A 17,316-nucleotide genomic window follows, 5' to 3' on the forward strand; every position below is an offset into this window, starting at 1 on the left:
TCAGCCTGCGAGCGTTTCCGAAGGTGTCTCGTCGAACTCCTTTCGGTAGGCGACTACGAGTGTCGACCCGTTCTGGACGCCCCATTTGCGAGCCGCCTCCTTTACGCTCCGCTCGCCGGTCGATGTGAAATCGACAAGCTCCGTACGGATCCGCTCCATCCTCTGTGAGCGAATCAGTTCACGTGGCGAAAGCCCGAGGTAGACCTTGAACGCATTCTGCAGCGCGCGCTCCGTGACGCCTATCTCCGCCGCGACCTCCCGAACCGAAAGATCGCTACGACTGAGATTCTGGAGAATATAGTGATAGGCGCGTCGATACTTCAATGGCAACCGCGCAGTCACGTCGTCGGATTGAGGTGGCTGGTTCAATTTCCGACCAACAAGAAACGGCTTGCCCATCATCGCATCCTCGCGTAGACATCGCGTAGCGACCAGCGCGTAACGCCTGAAGACGCTCAACGATTCCTGAGTGTGGTCCTGCAATTGATGGATCTTGGCCACACAATAGAAATACTCCAGATAGCGACGACCCAATTCGCCGCCATGCACTGTTTCGGACATCGGCTCCAGCACAAAATGTGCCAAATTCGGCGCGTTGCCTGCCAGCAAAGCGAGCGCAATCTCAAGGCGCAGCGTGTGGCGAAAATCAACGAATCCTTGCTCTCCTGCGACATCGAGATACCGCGCCAATTCGGTGATCGCGTTTCGATCTCCTGCGGTCGCGCATCTCAACTGAAGCAGATATGCGACACGATCTCGCAGCAACGGAGCCTCGACGGATATGGCAGGTTCCAGCACGTCGCACGCACGATCCATCAGGCTCATTGACTGCGCAGATTGCCAATACACATGGTCGCTGAACTCCGTCGCTCGCCGCAAATCGCTCTGCACGACAAGATCGAAACGCAACACGGCGATAAAGTCTCGCCAGTACACGCGTGTATCGTCGGACAGCTGTTGGACGATCTCCTCCATCGAATCGATGGCGTCAAACGCATCGTCTATGCGTCCCATTTCATAAAGTGCACAAGCAATCCCGAAGCGCGATTCAGCCAACCATCCTGCTTGAATGTCGGGTTCATCGCATATGCGGGAGAAACATGCGAGCGCAGTGGTGACTCGGTGGCGGAACAGCGCCTGCCACGCGGTGTTCCGGCAGGTCGCGATGCGAACATTGCAGTTTGAGCCGCGAATTTTTCGTTGCGAACGCCGATAGTTCTCTTCGGCCTCTACTTCGAAGCCAAGCACCAATTGCAGATCAGCGTGCAATTGCAGATCGCATGATGTCCGATCTGACGCCACTGTACCGTCGAGCCAATCGCTGGATCGCTCGAGCGCCGCATCGAGCTCGCCCTCGAGAACCAGGGTTAGATGCGACCGTACCTGCGCCGGCGCGTCTGCGCGCAGCAGATTCAACGCCGATGCCATCGGAAAGTAGAGCATCGAGAACATGACATGACTCCTTGTCTAGTCAAACGTACTTCTTTCACCAAACCGGACCTCACGTCGTCACTCTATACCCGGTGCAACGAACCCACTCTCAATATCTCCGAACATGAGGCGAATCTAACAAAATTTGTCTATTCAATCGTCAGGTATGCGAAAGGTATTCACTACTTTTAGAATAGTTGAAAAACCATGGGGAACCGGTTGCGTTCTCCGCAATCTGAAAACCCTGGGCACGTGAACAACGGGAGTCCAAGGCAGGAAACCTCGATTCTTGATGACGAGTATTTGACCTGAACCAACCCGTCATTGCAGCGTCTGAGCCCGCGCACAAGACCGTCCTGGCAAGCCGTGCGTGATGGATCGGCCGCACGAGCCATCGCTTGCGAGACGGCGCGAGACAGGCAGGCTCGGCTTCCCGCCTGCGGACGACCAGACTCACTCCCGGCTCCAAAACCTACCTCGTTTTCGCATTCGCCTCGAACGCCCATCTGAGTTAAACGGAGCTGTCACGGAACTCTGCCACCCCTCGTATTTCATAATATGCTCAGGAATACGATGTAGTAGCCGAGTTTCAGGAACGCTTCGTGAATCTTGGCTCGACGTTCGAAACGAATGCGAATACGACGAAAATTGCGTCGCCAGAATCGGTCTTGAATCGCGGTTCGGGTGCAACAGTCGCGGCTTGACCGAGGTCAACGATTTTTCATCGGTAGTCAGCGCTTCCCGCTGTTCAGGGTCCCAGGAATTGCAGTTCGCCGAAACCGCAAACAGTCCCCATACAGGGGTTTCGAACTGGCCTCCGACGTTCTTGTCAGTCATGCGACATGACATGCGACCACTCGCGAAGCTGTTTTGACAACGTCAACAATGTCACCTGCTCACGCGCTTGATCGACGAACATGCCGATGAACAATGCGAGCATCAGCACAGTTATCGCCCCCTTGACCGGTTGACTCAATCCCATGAGATCGAGCTTCGAAGCCGACTTCGCAGCGAAGCCGAATGCAAAATCGATCAGCAGCAGGACAAGCATCATCGGCGCCGCGAGCTTCGTGACCATTTGCATCAAGGTGTCGGTTTGGTGCACGACGAACGCCTCGAGAAGCACCGGCATGCGGGGAAGCGAAAGCGTAATCGGCCACCACTGATACGATTCGTATAACGTACCGAGCAGAAATGTCATGCCACCGAACACCCAGAATGCAACCGTTGCGACTTGGGAAAGCAGCGTCGCGGTCGGTATCGACTGCTCCCCACGCGACGGATTAGTAATCTGCACGTTGTTGTACCCCGTCAGATCGTCGATATAGCATCCCGCGCCTTCGACCGCCCAGAACACCGTGGACGCGGCGATACCGATGACGGTTCCGATCATCGCCTCTCTCAGACCAGTCACGATCAGCGTCGGGCCGTGCAAGGTCTGCACGAAACCGGCCGGTTGCCCGTATGCGACGTACGAACCAAACAAGAGCACGATCGCATTGCGCACAATGCCTTGCGGCAGCCCGTCGGCTGTCGGCGGGAAGATGGACGTAACGATAAAGAGACGGACCGAGCAGATACAGAGCAGCGTGACTTCATTGAGCAGCACGCCGGCCCAGCCCTGCAAGGAGAAGAGCGAGGAATTCAAGTTACCTCCCGATTCCGCATGCGCCGCGCGTGCGCCGCTTCTTCCATCTCCTCGTCGAGCGCCTCGTCTCCCGCCTGCTCATAATCCCGCCGAATCTGCGCGATGCGCTCGTCGCATGCATCGATACGAGCCAGATTGCGTGCGATCTCAAGATTCTTTTCCTCGATAACGGCTGCAAGCGCTTCGAATGCGGCATGCAGCCGCGCCTCCTCGATCTCGAGCGTACGCAGATGCTCCCCCGCAACGCCGAGATACGCGTGATAGGAAGTCAGTTCATCGAGCGAGAAAGCCTCTGTTCCAGTTGTCAGTGCGTCGACTCGGGCCGCGTGGCAGTTCACGTCGGCTGCTTTCAGCTCGACCTGCCGTGCTTTTTCTTCCAGAAATATTTCGAGTGATTGCAGCTCGGTGCACCGCTTGGCAAGCTCTCCGCGCAATGTCCCGTCCAGCTTGCGGCGCCGTTCGCTCGCTCGCGCAAACGCCATGGCGCGACGATCACGCATCATCGACTTCGCAACCGCCGCCATCAGCGCACCCCGCTCAATGCATACAGTTGAGCAACAGTGTCCTCGCACGCGGCATAGTCGTCTGTCCGTTGCGAGAAAAACGACCGGATCGCGTCGGCCTTCTCAATTGCCTCGTCCGCAAGCGGATTCGCACCCGCCTTGTACTCACCGATTTGCAGCAAAACCTCTACCTCCCGATGCTTCGCCATTAGCTCTCGAATCCGTGCCGACGCGCGCATGTGACCATCGTCGACAACGAGCGGCATCACACGGGATAGGCTCCCAAGTACATCGATTGCCGGGTACTGATTTTTTGCCGCGACCTCCCGCGACAGGATCATGTGGCCGTCGAGAATGCCGCGCACTTCTTCGGCGACAGGGTCGCTGCCGCTTTCGTCTTCCGCGAGCACGGTATAGAGCGCCGTGATCGAACCGGTCTTGCCCATTCCGGCCCGCTCGAGCAAGCGCGGCAACTCGGCGAAAACCGACGGAGGAAAACCTCGCCGAGCAGGTGGTTCGCCAGCCGCAAGACCGATTTCGCGACCGGCTCGCGCAAAGCGCGTCAACGAGTCCATCATCAGCAGCACACGTCGCCCCCGGTCCCGGAAGTATTCAGCGATCGCCGTCGCCGCATATGCCGCCTTCGCCCGCTCCATTGACGAGCGATCCGACGTTGCGCAGACGACGACCGAACGCGACATGCCTTCCGGTCCGAGAATCAATTCGATGAACTCGCGCACCTCGCGCCCCCGCTCGCCGATCAGCGCGATAACATTGACATCACATGCGGCACCGCGTGCAAACATGCCCAGCAGCGTGCTCTTGCCGACGCCCGCCGGCGCGAAGATACCCATCCGCTGCCCCTCGCCGAGCGCCATCATCGCGTCTACGACGCGCACACCCGTAGGCATCGTCTCGCCGATCATTCGACGACTCATCGGATCGGGTGGCGCTGCGATCAACGGCTGCAGCCTATCGGACGCAAGTGGAGGACCACCATCGAGCGGCTCTCCGAGGCCATCGATCACACGGCCAAGCAGCGCCTCGCCGACCGGGATCGACAACGGATGGCCGAGCCCGATCACCTGAGTGGTCCGCGAGATCTGCTCGAGTTGCGAGAACGGCGAAAGCAGGGCCACGTCACGCGAGAAACCAACGACTTCCGCACGTTGCAGCAGCTTGCCTTCGGACGTTCGGAGTTCACACAGTTCCCCGAGCGCAACATCGAGCCCCGACACCTTGATCAGCGTGCCGATCACTTCGAGGACTCGGCCCGTGCGCACGACACCGGACACGGCGAGAATTTCCCGCTCGATCGCATCCGCCAGGCGACTGAATTCGGTCGTGCGCAACGGCTCGCCCACGCTCATGTCTCCGCTCCACGATTCGCGCCCGCTCCCGCAGCACTCTGCCCGGCTTCCTGCCTGTCGCGCCCCTCATCCAGATCCGGCGTGGTATCGATCGATCCGTCATTTCGCGTCGTATCGACGTCATTCGCGCCGGCTTCCTCCATCGAACGCTTGAGCGCACGCGCAACGGCGCCACGCATCGCACGCAGTTGCGTATCGAGGCTCGCATCGATTGCGCCGAAGTCCGACTCGCATATGCAACTGCCAGGCGCAAGCCGTTTATCCGCCACCACCGACATCGGGATCGGGCGACCGAACTCACGCCAGCGCTCCTCGAACGTGCCAAAGATCCCCTTCGCTCGATCCAGATCGTCCTCATGCACGACGACACGCAAATACGTCGCACCGTCCACGATTCGCTCGACCGATGCAAGTGCGCGCTCGAACAACGTTTCGCGACTTTCAGCGCGCACGATTTGCTCGACTGCCGATGCGACGATGTCAGCCAAACGTTCGCGCATTCGCAGTTGCAGCTGGTTCTGTACGTCCGCTACTTCGGCAAGGCGATCCAGCCACTTTCCGAACGCTTGTTCGTAGCCGTCTCGATAGCCGTGCTCGGCGGCCGCGTCGTATTCGCTACGTGCGGCGGCGATCAACTCCTCTGTCCTCGCCACCGCCTCCGCAATGACTCCGTCAGCCTCTTGACGGGCGGCAGCAAGCACCGCGTCGCGATCCTCGTCAAGCGCCGCATAGGCAGACGCGATCGATATCAATTCACCGAAACATTCTCGCGGCACAACGTCGCCGGAAAAGCCAAGTCGAGCTGAGACGTCCGGCGAGACCTGCCCGATTTCGGCGACCTGTGGGCGCCTCAACCAAATACCCATGCGTGCTCCGGCAATAATCGAGGAAGTCGAGCGAAGAGATGCTCGCCGCAGAACGTGTTGGGTCGCGAAGGCAATTCGCCCAGCCAATGAGGCGCGACCAGGTTACGCGGCAAGGCAAGCCGCATCAATGTAATCATGTCCGAGGACGGGTCCGCGCCCGTATCGCGCAACAACAGCATCCAGCCCTCGATCGACAACGTTAGTGCATCGTGAGACACCAGCGGAGGCATTCCGTCTTTCGTATTCAGCCACGCAGCATCCGTCACGCCAATCGAACGCGAGTCTTGAATGAAAGCGTCTGGATGAACTCCCGTCCATGCCGAAATCTGCGAGCGCGTCTGTTTATCGATCAAGAGCCGTACCTCTGCGCTCCGGAGTGATAGCGCGCGCATTCTCAATATGGCCAGCCCGGTCTCTTGCGGCAGCACATCCAGCAGCGCCAGATTCGGTATTTGCGCGGCAACGATTGAACCGTGCGTTGGCTCCCGCAAGGCCGGCTCGAGTAGCATGTCAAGCGACGGCCGCGTCACACCTGCAGCGCGCGCGAGCGCTTGCGAGTAGTTGTCGCGCGCGGCTTCGCCCACCTGCTCGAGCGTCGCCCGCCAGACAGAGTAGCGCGAGTCGTCGATGCCGAGGAGTGTGCAGGTCCACGACGGATCGGCACAACATATGGCTTTCGCGAAATTACGCCGATAGCTATCCAACAAGGCTGCAGCGCGTTGTCGTGGCGGCGAACTCGATATGGCGACCATACATTGCGCCCCCTCAGTTCGTCCGCTGCCGGCGACGCAGGCGCGCGAAGAGTTCGGCAACACGCCCGGGTGGTGGCTGCCCGTCGCCGACTTCATGCGCGCCCGTCATCTCCCGACGGTACCAAAGCAACATGAACACCGCCGCCACCACGACCGACACTGTCACAAACGCCAGAAGACCTACAAGCCAGAGTGGCACGGACGACATCGCCGCTTTCGGTCGCGCAGGATCGACTGAATCCGCGGCCACCGCCGTCACGCTGACCTGGTCATAGGTCAATCCCTCGACGCTATGCATGACGAGCGTCTTGATCTGCGGAGTCAGCGCACCAATGTCGGCACTGGACCGATACTTGATGAACACGGCCGCCGATGACGGCTTGACCGTCTGCGCAAGCGGGTCGTTATTCGGAAGCACGATCTGCACGCGCGCAACCAGCACGCCATCGATCTTCGACAGTGTCGACGACAACTCCTGCGACATCCCGTAAATAAAGCGGATCCGCTCCTCGGTCGGCGTCGAAACGAGACCATCCTTTTTGAACAGGTTTCCGAGGTCATCGAACTTACTGCGCGGCAACCCGCGCGCGCGCAGTACGTCCATCGCGTGAACAAGCTGATCGCCATCGACGTCAAGCTTCCAGTTCTTGCCGCCGTCCGTCGCCTCTTTGGTTGCGTCGACGCCGTTCTCGAGGAGGGCTACCACCATCTCGTTGACGTCCTCCTCCGACAGGCCGGTATACAACTCCTTCTTACATCCGGCGAGCTGAAAGCATAACGCGAGCACGCAGAGAAGCCGCGTGGCAACGCTGTAAATCGACATGCGTCCGGATATCATTCTTTGCAGCCCTTCCTACGGCCACCCGATTCGAGAGTCATTGGTTTTTCATCAGCGTCTCGATCGCGGTTTTCGATGAGTTGACGACGCTCATCTTCGCCTCCATGTCAAGCTGCGTACTCGCGATCTCATACGTCAAACGAATCGTCTCGACGTTCATCTCACTCATACTGAGCGTAGGCGCTCGTCGCTCAACATCCGCGACGTCGCTTACGCTACGCTGGATTTCCATGTCCTGTGCTGCCGCAAGCTTTGAGACCGTTTCGAGCCCCGCGCTCTGCGAAGCGTGCACGGGTTCCATCGGCGCTTTCCGCATCAATGCGCTGAATCTTTCCGCCACATGGGCCGGCGTGCTTTCCACCGTTCCGTTCCTGAGTTGCTCAAGCGACATTTGCATCGCGGTACGACTGACGTCCACGTTCATGTCCAATCTCGCAAATAATTGGGGGTGTGAGGCCGGTCACGCGCGCAACGTGGCACCGTATTGCGATATTTCGATCCGCTCGGCGGGCGACTTCTCGGCCTCCTTCGTTCCTTGCTCAAGCTCGGCATTCAGTTCGCAGACCGACTGCGGCGGCACGAACGGGCCGCCATTTCGGCTTGCATGTACTGCCTTCACCATATCCTCGCGCGCCTGAAGCGCCTTGAGGAGCACCAACGTGTCGTCGTTCGGATTGTTTGCCAGTGCCTCGGTAGCGTGCTGCTTCCATGAATCGTCGCCCTTCGTCGACAGACAGAATGCAAGCAGGGCTTTCCCGTAGTCGAATTGCGGCGCGGCCGCGCAAACCTCGGACAGCGAACGGATTGCGTCATCCCAACGTTCGCAAGCCATGCACAGAACACCATCGAGCATCTGAATCTCGGCCACATTCGGTCGCATCACCCGCAACGCATCGAGAATCAGTTCAATGTCGTACGGGTCCGCCGTCACTTTCGGAAATGTCCCTAGAAGCGCGGCGGATGCCGTCTCGATCAACCCACCGACAATCTCGGGACGGCATTGCAAGTATTCCGGCGTATCAGCTTTCATTTCCTAGTCCCCTGAATCTGGATTTGATTCGTTCAACACGGCGCGCCCAGCACGCCGCGATACCCGACTGAACCTTAGCAATCTTCGAGTCGATACGTCGCCGCCCTCGCGAAGTGCATACGGCAAACGCGAAATCGATACGCATTTCACGCGACACCACTTCACCTTGCTTCGCAAATTGAGCATCGAGTTCGCGCAGACGGTTCGTCTTCCATCCGATGACTGGTAACGTGGCTTCGACCAACGTACCGAGCACCAAGTACGTATTCGATAGCTGAGCCGACGCATGAGCGACGATAAAACCGAAGAACCTACCGATAAGAAGCTGCGTGACGCTCGTAGGGACGGTGACGTAGCCCGCAGCACGGATCTAACCGATGCCGTATCGATGTCGACCGCCGCTCTATTTCTGATGGCGGCAGCCGATCATTTCGGCGAGGCGATGCGCTCGCTCATCAATGGCGCGCTAGCATTCGTGTCCGCCGATCATTCGCTTGTCGCAATTATCGCGCGGTTTTACACGCTCGGCGGCATCGCGCTGTGGGCGATCATGCCGCTCCTGCTCTTCGCAGCGCTCGCGGCCATCGCCGGTTCGGTCCTGCAAGTCGGACTGCAGATATCGCTGAAACCGGTCATGCCGAATATCAGCGCGCTCAACCCCGGCGAAGGCCTGAAGAAGCTGTTCTCGCCGCGCACCGCGACCGAGTCCATCAAGATGGTCGTCAAGGCCACGGTCATATTCTGCGTGGCGTGGAAAGCGATCGTATGGCTGTTCCCGCTCGTTGCCGGCTCGCTGTACCAATCACCGCCGGAACTGTCGCGCATCGTTTGGGAGATTCTGGCGAAGTTACTGATCGTGATGGCAGGTCTCTTCGTACTGGTGGGTGCAGTCGATGTGAAGCTCCAGCGCTTCATGTTCATGAAAAAGATGAAAATGACGAAGGACGAAGTAAAGCGCGAATCCAAGAACGACGAAGGTGATCCGCTGCTCAAGGGCGAGCGCAGACGGCTTGCACGCGAACTGTCGACAGCACCGCCACAGCGCCAGGTCGCACAAGCGAATTTCGTCGTCGTCAACCCTACCCACTACGCGGTCGCGGTTCGCTACGTTCCCGACGAGCATCCGCTGCCCCGAGTGGTCGCGAAGGGCGTCGACGAAACGGCCATGGCGTTGCGGCGAGCGGCGCAAAACGCAAACGTGCCAATCATCGGCAATCCACCGGTCGCGCGCGCGTTGTTCAAAGTGGGCGTCGAGGAGCCGGTACCCGAAGAACTGTTCGAGATTGTCGCGGCGATCCTGCGTTGGGTCGATGCGATCGGTCCGCGCCGGATTGATCAAGCCTGATTTACTGGAGCGTCCATGTTCAAGTCGTTGAAACTGCCCGCAGGTGGCGAAATCGGGATCGTCGCCATGGTCATTGCAATCATCTCGCTGATGATACTGCCGCTGCCCCCGGTCGTGATCGACCTACTGCTCGGCATCAACATCACGATCAGCGTTACGCTGCTGATGGTGACGATGTACGTCCCCGACATTTCCGCGCTATCTGCGTTTCCGTCGTTGCTACTTTTCACGACGCTGTTTCGTCTGTCGCTCAACATCGCGTCCACCAAGTCAATCCTGCTGCATGCAGAGGCAGGCAATATTATCGAGAGTTTCGGTCAACTCGTCGTGGGCGGTAACCTCGTCGTGGGACTGGTCGTATTCGTAATCATCACGACCGTGCAATTCATCGTGATCGCGAAAGGCTCCGAGCGTGTTGCGGAAGTTGGCGCCCGTTTCACTCTGGATGCGCTGCCCGGCAAGCAGATGAGCATTGACGCCGATTTGCGCTCTGGCCTGCTGACCACCGAGGAGGCGCGGAGAAAGCGCGCGACGCTCGCGGTCGAGAGCCAGTTGCACGGAGGGATGGACGGCGCGATGAAGTTCGTCAAGGGCGATGCGATCGCCGGTCTCATCATCACGATGATCAACATCGTCGCGGGAATTGCGGTCGGCGTTGCGTACCACGCGATGTCGGCAGGTGATGCGGCGAACCGCTTCTCGGTGCTATCGATCGGTGACGCAATGGTGTCGCAGATTCCATCATTGCTGCTGTCCGTCGCGGCAGGCGTCATGATCACTCGAGTCTCGGACGAACGCACCACGAAGCGGCGCTCGCTCGGCGACGAAATCGGCCATCAACTCGGCTCGAGCGCTCGCGCGTTGTACTTTGCGGCATTTCTTCTGCTTGGCTTCGCCGCCGTGCCGGGATTCCCCGCAGCGCTGTTCGTGGTGCTCGCCGCCGCGCTCGCGTTCGCCGGTTATCGACTGTCATGCAAAGGTTCGCCGTCGTCGGGCGGGACTCACGGAAATGAGCAGGATACGCTGCGCGCGATGCAGCGTTCGGGCGCCAAAGCGGACGTCCCTCCGATCCTGCCTCGCGCTCCTCAGTTCGCTTGCGCTGTCGGCGTTCGGATCGCGCCGGATCTCGCATCCAGTCTTGCGCTGCCGCGACTCGACGAGGCGCTCGATCTCGAGCGCGCACACCTGCAGGAAGAACTCGGGCTTCCTTTTCCCGGCGTGACGATGTGGATTCATCCAGCGCTCGCCGCGGCAACCTTCGAAGTACTGATTCACGAGGTGCCGCACCTTTCCGTCGCGCTTCCGGCCCGCAAGGCGATGTTGCCGCAAGAAAAGCACCTATCGGCCGCGCACACCACGCTGACGGACGAGCAGAAGGAGCGTCGCAGGGCTTTGATCGAACAAAGCGAAGCCGGCCCACCAGTCGACGCAGGCGGCCAGGCGACCCATTGGATCGACGAACAAGCGGTGACGGCAAAAGACGGCGTATGGCGGGCCGAACAGATTATCGCGTACACCTCGGTTGCTGCAATGCGCGCTCACGCGCCGCTGTTTCTGGGAATCCATGAGGTGCAATGGATCCTCGATCAGTTGTCAACCGACTCCCCCGCGCTCGTCGCCGAAGTGCTGAAGGTCTTGCCGTCGACGCGGATTGCCGATGTGCTGCGTCGCCTGCTCGAAGAGCAGATATCGATCCGCAATGTTCGTACGATCATGGAAAGCCTGATCACTTGGGGAGCGAAGGAAAAAGACATGCTGATGTTGACCGAATACGTCCGCGGCGACCTGTCGCGCTTTCTCGCTCATCGTGCAGCGCAAGGCGAACGTGTGTTGTCCGCGGTCCTGTTGGACATGCGGGTGGAACAGCACATTCGCCAAGCCATCAAGCAAACTCCGACAGGCAATTTTCTCGCGCTGCCTCCCGACGATGCGAATCGACTTATCGATCGCGTTCAGTCGCTTGTCGGCAATGATCCTCGCACTGATATTGCGCTCGTCACTTCGATGGACATCCGCCGCTATGTGCGCCGAATGATCGAGCGACGAATCGACTGGCTTGCCGTGTATTCGTATCAGGAACTCGGCGAACGCGTCGAGTTGCGCCCGGTCGGCCGCGTGTCACTCTAACCATGAATCACATCAGTTCGCGTCAGTTGCGCATCATCCCGGGTAGCCCGACCGCAACGCCGAGTTCAACGAGCAAACGTCGCTTCGACTTTGCTGCACTCGCACGCGGCCGAACGCATCGCAACCCGACTACACGAAGCGACGCGCCGGCCCCGTACGACTCGGATGCCGGTTTGTCACCCGCGCCGCCATCAGAGTCATGTTTGGAAGCACCTCCCCAAGCCGACAAGCCGACAAACTCTCCGACAGCGCCACTCGCCGAACCGCCTGATGGCAACCCCGTCATGGAGCCAGCCGCATGCGCAGTCGATTCTCGTGAGTTATTCGAGCACGTCCGCCATGCGATCGCCCCTGCCGTGTCGGTCATCGTCGAACGACAGGAGCATTTTCTGCAGATCGTCGGCATGCTATCGCGCGAGATCGGCGCATTCTGCGGCGACAGCGCGATTGTGTCCGCCGGCAATTGGGAAGTACAGATGACTCTCGACCCTGAACTGCTCCCACACACGACGCTGCACGTTGCGCTTTCGCGTTTCAACATCAGACTTCGGTTCGATGTTCCCGATCGCGAGACGCGTGATTTACTCTTGACGCATAGCGATCTGCTCGAACGCGAACTCGACAAGGTAGTGCGCTCCTGGGGCGAGGCTCGCGACATCCAGCTATCTGTGTGGTAACCGGCTCTTAACGCATGCCCTCACCATTTTACGTCGATCCGACCGCGGCCCACCCCTGCGGCCTCGCTGCCCTCGAGCCGGACGAACGATCAAATGCATCCGATGGCTCGTCAGATCGATCGGCGTCGCCTCAAGCTGCCGCGCGACAACTTGCAGTATCCGCCATTACACCGCTCTCGCCGATTCGGATTGAACCCGCAGTCGCACGTGCATCGGAGACCGTGTTCGACGCGCGTATCGGAGCACTTGCTGCGTCCGTGCCTGGACTCGCATCATGGAACGTTTCGATAGTCGACGACTTCCTCGTGTTCATCAATCGCCTCGTCGACGCAGCGGTGATCGAACTGTCGATCGGGCCGTCCGGCGGCGCGAGCGCGTTTCCCGTGTTCATCGCCATCGATCTCGACGCACACCCCGATCTCGACATCGCGGCCTACCCGGAGCGTGACGACGTGCGTGCGCGCGCTGCAACGCCCGAGCAGATGGCATTGAGGCAAGCCGTCTCCGGTATCTTGCTTGAACCGCTCGTCAGGCATCTAAATCATCTCGGACTTCCTTCGCCGCGTGTCGTGTCGGTCATGCGACGGTGTTCGGCAGACCACGCCGATGGCTGGGGCGGCCGTCCGGCGGTCGAACTGTCGCTGGTGCTCGACGAGCGCCGCATCGACTGTGCGATCAGCCTGCCAATGCGCGGCTACGACATCGTCGACACGCTGCTGCGGGCGCTACCCACGGCTCGCAGGCCGGTACTGGCGATACCTGGCGCGCTGATCATTGGCGTGCGGCCTCTATCGGTCGACACGCTTAACGTCCTGAAAGCCGGCGACGTGCTGCTACGAAGCCTCTTTCCTCACTTCGACGCGACGCTGCTCTCGACGGGTACGTCAGTCAACGAATCCTTGCGCGCCTTCGCTGCATGGGGAGCGCGCGGACACGTGCGCATTCACGCAGCAGTACAAGTTGACGTTCAATCGTTCGTCATCTTAAAGGAGTGTTACATGTCAGAAGATGTAGACCGAGCAAGTGCCGGGCTCGACGCCACCACGGCCGACGAACCAACCCGGATCGGCGAACTCGAGCTCCCGGTTCAGTTCGAGATCGACACCGTCTCTCTGCCGATCGATCAGCTGTCGGTGCTCGAACCAGGCTATGTCATCGAGCTCCCGGTGGCAGTAAAGGACGCACAGCTGAGGCTCGTCGTACACGGTCAGACGGTCGGCTACGGGGAGCTCGTGGCCGTCGGCGAGCACCTCGGTGTTCGCATCATTCAAATGGCACATCGGCATGGTACAGTTCAGTGACATTACCGGGCTGCTGCTTGTTGTCGTCGCAATCAGCTTGTTGCCATTCATTGCGATGGTCGTTACTTCCTATGCGAAGATTGTCGTCGTGCTGGGACTCCTGCGCAATGCCCTCGGCGTGCAGCAGGTTCCGCCCAATATGGTTCTCAACGGCATCGCGATTCTGGTATCGCTCTACGTGATGGCACCTGTCGGCATGCAGGCGGCGAAGGCGCTCGACGAACAACAACTCGCGTCGCAATCCTCCCAGGCCATGATTCAAGTGCTTGGTGCGGCACGTGAACCGTTTCGATCGTTTCTTGAGAAGCACACCCGGGAGCGCGAAAAGCGCTTCTTTATTCGCTCCGCGTCCGTGATCTGGCCGAAAGAAGAGGCATCGCTCCTGAGCGAGCACGACCTCATTGTTCTCGCGCCGGCTTTCGCGCTATCGGAGTTGACCGACGCGTTCAAGATCGGCTTTCTGCTGTACATCGTCTTTATCATCGTGGACCTGGTGATTGCCAATGTGCTCCTTGCGCTGGGGCTCAATCAGATCACACCGACCAACGTCGCCATCCCATTCAAGCTGCTGCTGTTCGTTGCCATGGACGGTTGGTCCGCGCTCGTCCACGGCTTGGTCATGACTTACAAATGAGTTCGCCTGACCGTCAATTGCCATGGAAATCGACTCGCTGATCCGCTTCTCTACTCAGGCCCTGCTGCTATGCCTGACCGTCTCGCTGCCGCCCGTGATCGTTGCGGCCGTGGTCGGGCTTGGCGTATCGTTCGTGCAGGCGATCACGTCGTTGCAGGATCAGACCTTGCCACAAGTCGTGAAGCTGATCGCTGTCACGATCACGATCGTCATCGCCGCGCCAACGGGTTGCGCCGCGATCTTGCATTTCGCGATTCAGATGATGCAGCTTGCCATCCCGCAATGAATGCAAACGAGCAGGAAAGTCGTTCGAGGTGGTTCGCATGAACCGAGCATTTCCTACTTCTAAGAATCAGCCATCGTCAACTCAGCTGCAACAGTCGACGGAAGCGCAGCAGCGCACCTCCGATCGGCTAGCGGCGCGTAATAGCGCGCTGACTGCAGTGCTATATCGCGGCACGACGAGTTTCACGTACACCCAAGACCCTGCATCAAACAGCAGGCCTCCAAGCTCCCCCAAGATGAATGCCCTCGCGCGAAAGCGCAAGATCGCGAACCGGTTGCGTCGAAATGTCGCCGGCAAGGGCGGGGGCGACGACGGCGACGATTCGCCCGCGCCTCACTTCGAGCCTACACTGGGCGTGGACCGCGATCGCGGCGGACGGGGGGGACGAGAACAGCCGCGCGACGACCCTACGGACATCGAACCTTGCCGACCGCTTCCCCGCATACAGGCCACCGAATCACGCGTCGTAGCCCCACCACGCAGCCGCTTCGATGCGATCGCCAAACTGCATGCGGAACCCGGTCGAGAAGGCGAGCGTGCCGATGCGCTTGCCCTGGCCTGGGAAAGCGAGATGCGTGGGCTCCGCATGCTTCCCCCGAATGCACCGCGTACGGCAGCGATGCTCGAGTTGTCGTTGGATTTTCTTCTCATCCAGCGGCGCATCGGGCCGATTCCCGTCAGCACTCTCGCCAGGCTGCGCGAATCCGTCCCCGCCGATCAGGCTGCCATGGGCGCTGACCGCCTGCCTGACCGCACGGCCCGTGACGACATGCAGCGCTTCAATCTGCTCTTTCCGCTACTGTGGTTGCAATCGGGCATGCCGAGGACAACGGCCCGTCTCGATCGTGCGATCGCCACGCTGCTCGCGATCCGAAATGGACTTCCGAGCGGCTCGATAGCAACAAGTGAGGCCAAGAGGGAGCCGACACCGGCAACTCGTACTGCATCAAGCGAATGACGAATGCGTCTGTTCGCATAACGCTCGTTGCTTTCGTATTTTCGTCAAAAGAACCGATACACCTACCTATACTGACGATTAATCGGTAGATACCTGGAAACGGAACACCGCCACTTTCCATCATTACGCTGGAACGAGACCATGAAGCTGTTACGGATTCTGACAGGTGTACATGCGGGAGCGCAGTTGCAGCTTGCGCCCGGCACGCATCGCATCGGCTCGGACGACGGTGCCGACATCCGTTTAACCGACTGGCACGCGGCCGATCTTTTTCTGCACGTCACGGACGACGTCGTGCGCGCGCAGTTCGTCGAACCGGAAGCCAGCAAGGCGACACCTGCTGCGGACTCGCCCGACGCGGTCCTGTTTGTTGACCTGGTCCCGAAGCAATTCAATGGCACGGTCCTCTGCGTAGGGCCTGACGCGACCGCATGGCCATCCGACTTCGAACTGTTGTCGATCCTGATTTTGCGGCGTGAGACCAGGCCGGTCTGGAATCGTCGTTATGCGCGCACGGCGACCGCATGTATTGCGGTCGGCTCGATCATACTTGCGGTCGTCGCAATTACATCGTCACAAACGAGCAGAGCCGCACCGCCGCCGAACGTCGGCTTTCGCGCGCAGCGCATCACCGGAGCACTCGCGGCCGCTCACATTGACGGACTGCAAGCACGCCCGGTCGGCAACACGGTCGTCGTAACCGGGATAGTCGCGCGCGCGACCGATGCCACGGCGGTGCGCACGCTGCTCGCAAGCATCTCGACCTCCGGCATCGTGAGCCGATACGACGTCGCTCAACAGGTTTCGCGCAGCATTGAGGAATCGCTCGGCATTCCTGGCGCGCAAGTCGAGTACTCGGGCGGAGGCCGCTTCGTCGTGAAAGGCTTGGCGGGAAGCCGTGAAGCACTCGAAGCAGCCGTCGCACGGATCCGCTCCGATCTCGATCCGAACGTCACGGAAGTCACCGTCGTCGCAACGGAATCGGCCGCTGAGACGGCGGCAAAAAATCCGACGTCGTATGCGGAAATGGTCTCGGCGGACGACGTGCAATACGCGCAGACCCCGGACGGCGTAAAGCACATTTACGTGACAGATACGCCAACCAAGGCAAGCGACAGCGCTGCCGTGAGCGGCACCGCGTCTCCTGCAACCGACAACGTGCCCCCGCTTCCGCCCGGTTTGCCGGGCTGATCATCTGCGGTCAATCGTACGCCGCGGCTACGCCTACTTTCTGGAGAATTTTTCAATGTATGAGCCAATGGAACCTTTTGCACGGGACTTCAACGAAGTCCGTACGCTGCTGGATGACCCAGCCGCCGATGGCCGACTCCGCGAACTGTGCGCCGCAATCGACGCGGTCGCGGAACGCCTCGGTGCCGCGCCTGCCGCCAACGACTTCGATCGGAGCAACCTCGCGAAGCTGTATCGCGGCTTTCTCGCGACGTCCCGTGTATTAACCGGATTGCAGGAAGCTGCAAAGGCGCCGGCAATCTGACGGCGCCACGAGCAGGCGTCGTGCCTGCCTGCAACACGAGCCTGTCTTGCTGCTC

At 59.9% G+C, this 17,316-nt stretch carries 19 protein-coding genes and 1 pseudogene; 9 read left to right on the forward strand and 11 right to left on the reverse strand.

Annotated features, from left to right (window positions below; genetic code table 11):
- The 11 genes and pseudogenes from GD429_RS18375 to GD429_RS18425 form a co-directional block, all read right to left on the reverse strand.
- On the reverse strand, window positions 1-1,452 hold the full coding sequence (locus tag GD429_RS18375) for a helix-turn-helix transcriptional regulator (protein WP_152858701.1): 1,452 nt from the start codon (window positions 1,450-1,452) through the stop codon (window positions 1-3).
- A gap of 530 nt (window positions 1,453-1,982) precedes the next feature.
- Window positions 1,983-2,090: pseudogene (locus GD429_RS18380) on the reverse strand (IS5/IS1182 family transposase); the annotation flags it as partial.
- Between the two features lie 170 nt (window positions 2,091-2,260).
- Complete coding sequence (gene sctT / locus GD429_RS18385; protein ID WP_193727141.1) at window positions 2,261-3,058, reverse strand: type III secretion system export apparatus subunit SctT; 798 nt, start codon at window positions 3,056-3,058, stop codon at window positions 2,261-2,263.
- 17 nt (window positions 3,059-3,075) lie between these two features.
- Window positions 3,076-3,603 (reverse strand): type III secretion protein HrpB7, encoded by a 528-nt coding sequence (locus GD429_RS18390; RefSeq protein WP_193727135.1) that lies wholly within the window; start codon window positions 3,601-3,603, stop codon window positions 3,076-3,078.
- On the reverse strand, window positions 3,603-4,952 hold the full coding sequence (sctN, locus tag GD429_RS18395) for a type III secretion system ATPase SctN (protein ID WP_152858707.1): 1,350 nt from the start codon (window positions 4,950-4,952) through the stop codon (window positions 3,603-3,605). Before sctN ends, GD429_RS18390 begins: the two co-directional genes overlap by 1 nt.
- Window positions 4,949-5,818, reverse strand: a complete 870-nt coding sequence (gene sctL / locus GD429_RS18400) for a type III secretion system stator protein SctL (protein ID WP_152858710.1) — start codon at window positions 5,816-5,818, stop codon at window positions 4,949-4,951. The genes sctN and sctL overlap by 4 nt, the downstream gene beginning before the upstream one ends.
- Window positions 5,803-6,570, reverse strand: coding sequence for a type III secretion protein HrpB4 (locus tag GD429_RS18405; RefSeq protein WP_152858713.1), 768 nt, complete (start codon window positions 6,568-6,570; stop codon window positions 5,803-5,805). The genes sctL and GD429_RS18405 overlap by 16 nt, the downstream gene beginning before the upstream one ends.
- Window positions 6,571-6,583: 13 nt before the next feature.
- Window positions 6,584-7,408, reverse strand: coding sequence for a type III secretion system inner membrane ring lipoprotein SctJ (gene sctJ, locus GD429_RS18410; RefSeq protein ID WP_152858716.1), 825 nt, complete (start codon window positions 7,406-7,408; stop codon window positions 6,584-6,586).
- Between the two features lie 37 nt (window positions 7,409-7,445).
- The gene (locus GD429_RS18415) at window positions 7,446-7,832 is read right to left on the reverse strand and encodes a type III secretion protein HrpB2 (protein ID WP_152858719.1); all 387 of its coding nucleotides are present in this window, start codon (window positions 7,830-7,832) and stop codon (window positions 7,446-7,448) included.
- A 36-nt stretch (window positions 7,833-7,868) separates the two neighbouring features.
- Window positions 7,869-8,438 (reverse strand): HrpB1 family type III secretion system apparatus protein, encoded by a 570-nt coding sequence (locus GD429_RS18420; RefSeq protein ID WP_152858722.1) that lies wholly within the window; start codon window positions 8,436-8,438, stop codon window positions 7,869-7,871.
- Window positions 8,428-8,697, reverse strand: a complete 270-nt coding sequence (locus GD429_RS18425; RefSeq protein ID WP_152858725.1) for a hypothetical protein — start codon at window positions 8,695-8,697, stop codon at window positions 8,428-8,430. The genes GD429_RS18420 and GD429_RS18425 overlap by 11 nt, the downstream gene beginning before the upstream one ends.
- 27 nt (window positions 8,698-8,724) lie before the next feature.
- Between GD429_RS18425 and sctU the strand changes: the two genes are divergently transcribed.
- From sctU to GD429_RS18470, 9 genes are all read left to right on the forward strand, one after another.
- Window positions 8,725-9,783: a type III secretion system export apparatus subunit SctU gene (gene sctU, locus GD429_RS18430; RefSeq protein WP_152858728.1), complete on the forward strand. Its 1,059-nt coding sequence runs from the start codon at window positions 8,725-8,727 to the stop codon at window positions 9,781-9,783.
- A gap of 15 nt (window positions 9,784-9,798) precedes the next feature.
- Complete coding sequence (gene sctV, locus GD429_RS18435; protein ID WP_152858731.1) at window positions 9,799-11,910, forward strand: type III secretion system export apparatus subunit SctV; 2,112 nt, start codon at window positions 9,799-9,801, stop codon at window positions 11,908-11,910.
- Window positions 11,911-11,912: 2 nt separating this feature from the next.
- On the forward strand, window positions 11,913-12,587 hold the full coding sequence (gene sctP, locus GD429_RS18440; RefSeq protein WP_152858735.1) for a type III secretion system protein SctP: 675 nt from the start codon (window positions 11,913-11,915) through the stop codon (window positions 12,585-12,587).
- 221 nt (window positions 12,588-12,808) lie between these two features.
- Window positions 12,809-13,888 (forward strand): type III secretion system cytoplasmic ring protein SctQ, encoded by a 1,080-nt coding sequence (sctQ, locus tag GD429_RS18445; protein ID WP_415748942.1) that lies wholly within the window; start codon window positions 12,809-12,811, stop codon window positions 13,886-13,888.
- Window positions 13,872-14,522, forward strand: coding sequence for a type III secretion system export apparatus subunit SctR (gene sctR, locus GD429_RS18450; protein ID WP_152858922.1), 651 nt, complete (start codon window positions 13,872-13,874; stop codon window positions 14,520-14,522). The genes sctQ and sctR overlap by 17 nt, the downstream gene beginning before the upstream one ends.
- Before the next feature lie 22 nt (window positions 14,523-14,544).
- Window positions 14,545-14,808, forward strand: coding sequence for a type III secretion system export apparatus subunit SctS (sctS, locus tag GD429_RS18455; protein ID WP_152858739.1), 264 nt, complete (start codon window positions 14,545-14,547; stop codon window positions 14,806-14,808).
- Window positions 14,809-14,845: 37 nt separating this feature from the next.
- Window positions 14,846-15,766 (forward strand): hypothetical protein, encoded by a 921-nt coding sequence (locus GD429_RS18460; protein ID WP_152858742.1) that lies wholly within the window; start codon window positions 14,846-14,848, stop codon window positions 15,764-15,766.
- A 141-nt stretch (window positions 15,767-15,907) separates the two neighbouring features.
- Window positions 15,908-16,957, forward strand: a complete 1,050-nt coding sequence (locus tag GD429_RS18465; RefSeq protein WP_152858746.1) for a secretion protein — start codon at window positions 15,908-15,910, stop codon at window positions 16,955-16,957.
- A gap of 55 nt (window positions 16,958-17,012) precedes the next feature.
- Window positions 17,013-17,261: a type III secretion protein gene (locus GD429_RS18470; RefSeq protein ID WP_152858749.1), complete on the forward strand. Its 249-nt coding sequence runs from the start codon at window positions 17,013-17,015 to the stop codon at window positions 17,259-17,261.
- Window positions 17,262-17,316 lie beyond the last annotated feature (55 nt).

Origin of the sequence: Burkholderia sp. BE17, from assembly GCF_009362305.1 — a bacterium.
Lineage (GTDB): Bacteria > Pseudomonadota > Gammaproteobacteria > Burkholderiales > Burkholderiaceae > Burkholderia > Burkholderia pyrrocinia_C.

Bases quoted from the DNA above. Each gene is read 5' to 3' on its own strand.
- GD429_RS18375 (WP_152858701.1), bottom strand. From the start codon at position 1,452: ATGTTCTCGATGCTCTACTTTCCGATGGCATCGGCGTTGAATCTGCTG.
- GD429_RS18390 (WP_193727135.1), bottom strand. From the start codon at position 3,603: ATGGCGGCGGTTGCGAAGTCGATGATGCGTGATCGTCGCGCCATGGCG.
- sctN (WP_152858707.1), bottom strand. From the start codon at position 4,952: ATGAGCGTGGGCGAGCCGTTGCGCACGACCGAATTCAGTCGCCTGGCG.
- sctL (WP_152858710.1), bottom strand. From the start codon at position 5,818: ATGGGTATTTGGTTGAGGCGCCCACAGGTCGCCGAAATCGGGCAGGTC.
- GD429_RS18405 (WP_152858713.1), bottom strand. From the start codon at position 6,570: ATGGTCGCCATATCGAGTTCGCCGCCACGACAACGCGCTGCAGCCTTG.
- sctJ (WP_152858716.1), bottom strand. From the start codon at position 7,408: ATGATATCCGGACGCATGTCGATTTACAGCGTTGCCACGCGGCTTCTC.
- GD429_RS18415 (WP_152858719.1), bottom strand. From the start codon at position 7,832: ATGAACGTGGACGTCAGTCGTACCGCGATGCAAATGTCGCTTGAGCAA.
- GD429_RS18420 (WP_152858722.1), bottom strand. From the start codon at position 8,438: ATGAAAGCTGATACGCCGGAATACTTGCAATGCCGTCCCGAGATTGTC.
- sctU (WP_152858728.1), top strand. From the start codon at position 8,725: ATGAGCGACGATAAAACCGAAGAACCTACCGATAAGAAGCTGCGTGAC.
- sctV (WP_152858731.1), top strand. From the start codon at position 9,799: ATGTTCAAGTCGTTGAAACTGCCCGCAGGTGGCGAAATCGGGATCGTC.
- sctP (WP_152858735.1), top strand. From the start codon at position 11,913: ATGAATCACATCAGTTCGCGTCAGTTGCGCATCATCCCGGGTAGCCCG.
- sctR (WP_152858922.1), top strand. From the start codon at position 13,872: ATGGTACAGTTCAGTGACATTACCGGGCTGCTGCTTGTTGTCGTCGCA.
- sctS (WP_152858739.1), top strand. From the start codon at position 14,545: ATGGAAATCGACTCGCTGATCCGCTTCTCTACTCAGGCCCTGCTGCTA.
- GD429_RS18460 (WP_152858742.1), top strand. From the start codon at position 14,846: ATGAACCGAGCATTTCCTACTTCTAAGAATCAGCCATCGTCAACTCAG.
- GD429_RS18465 (WP_152858746.1), top strand. From the start codon at position 15,908: ATGAAGCTGTTACGGATTCTGACAGGTGTACATGCGGGAGCGCAGTTG.
- GD429_RS18470 (WP_152858749.1), top strand. From the start codon at position 17,013: ATGTATGAGCCAATGGAACCTTTTGCACGGGACTTCAACGAAGTCCGT.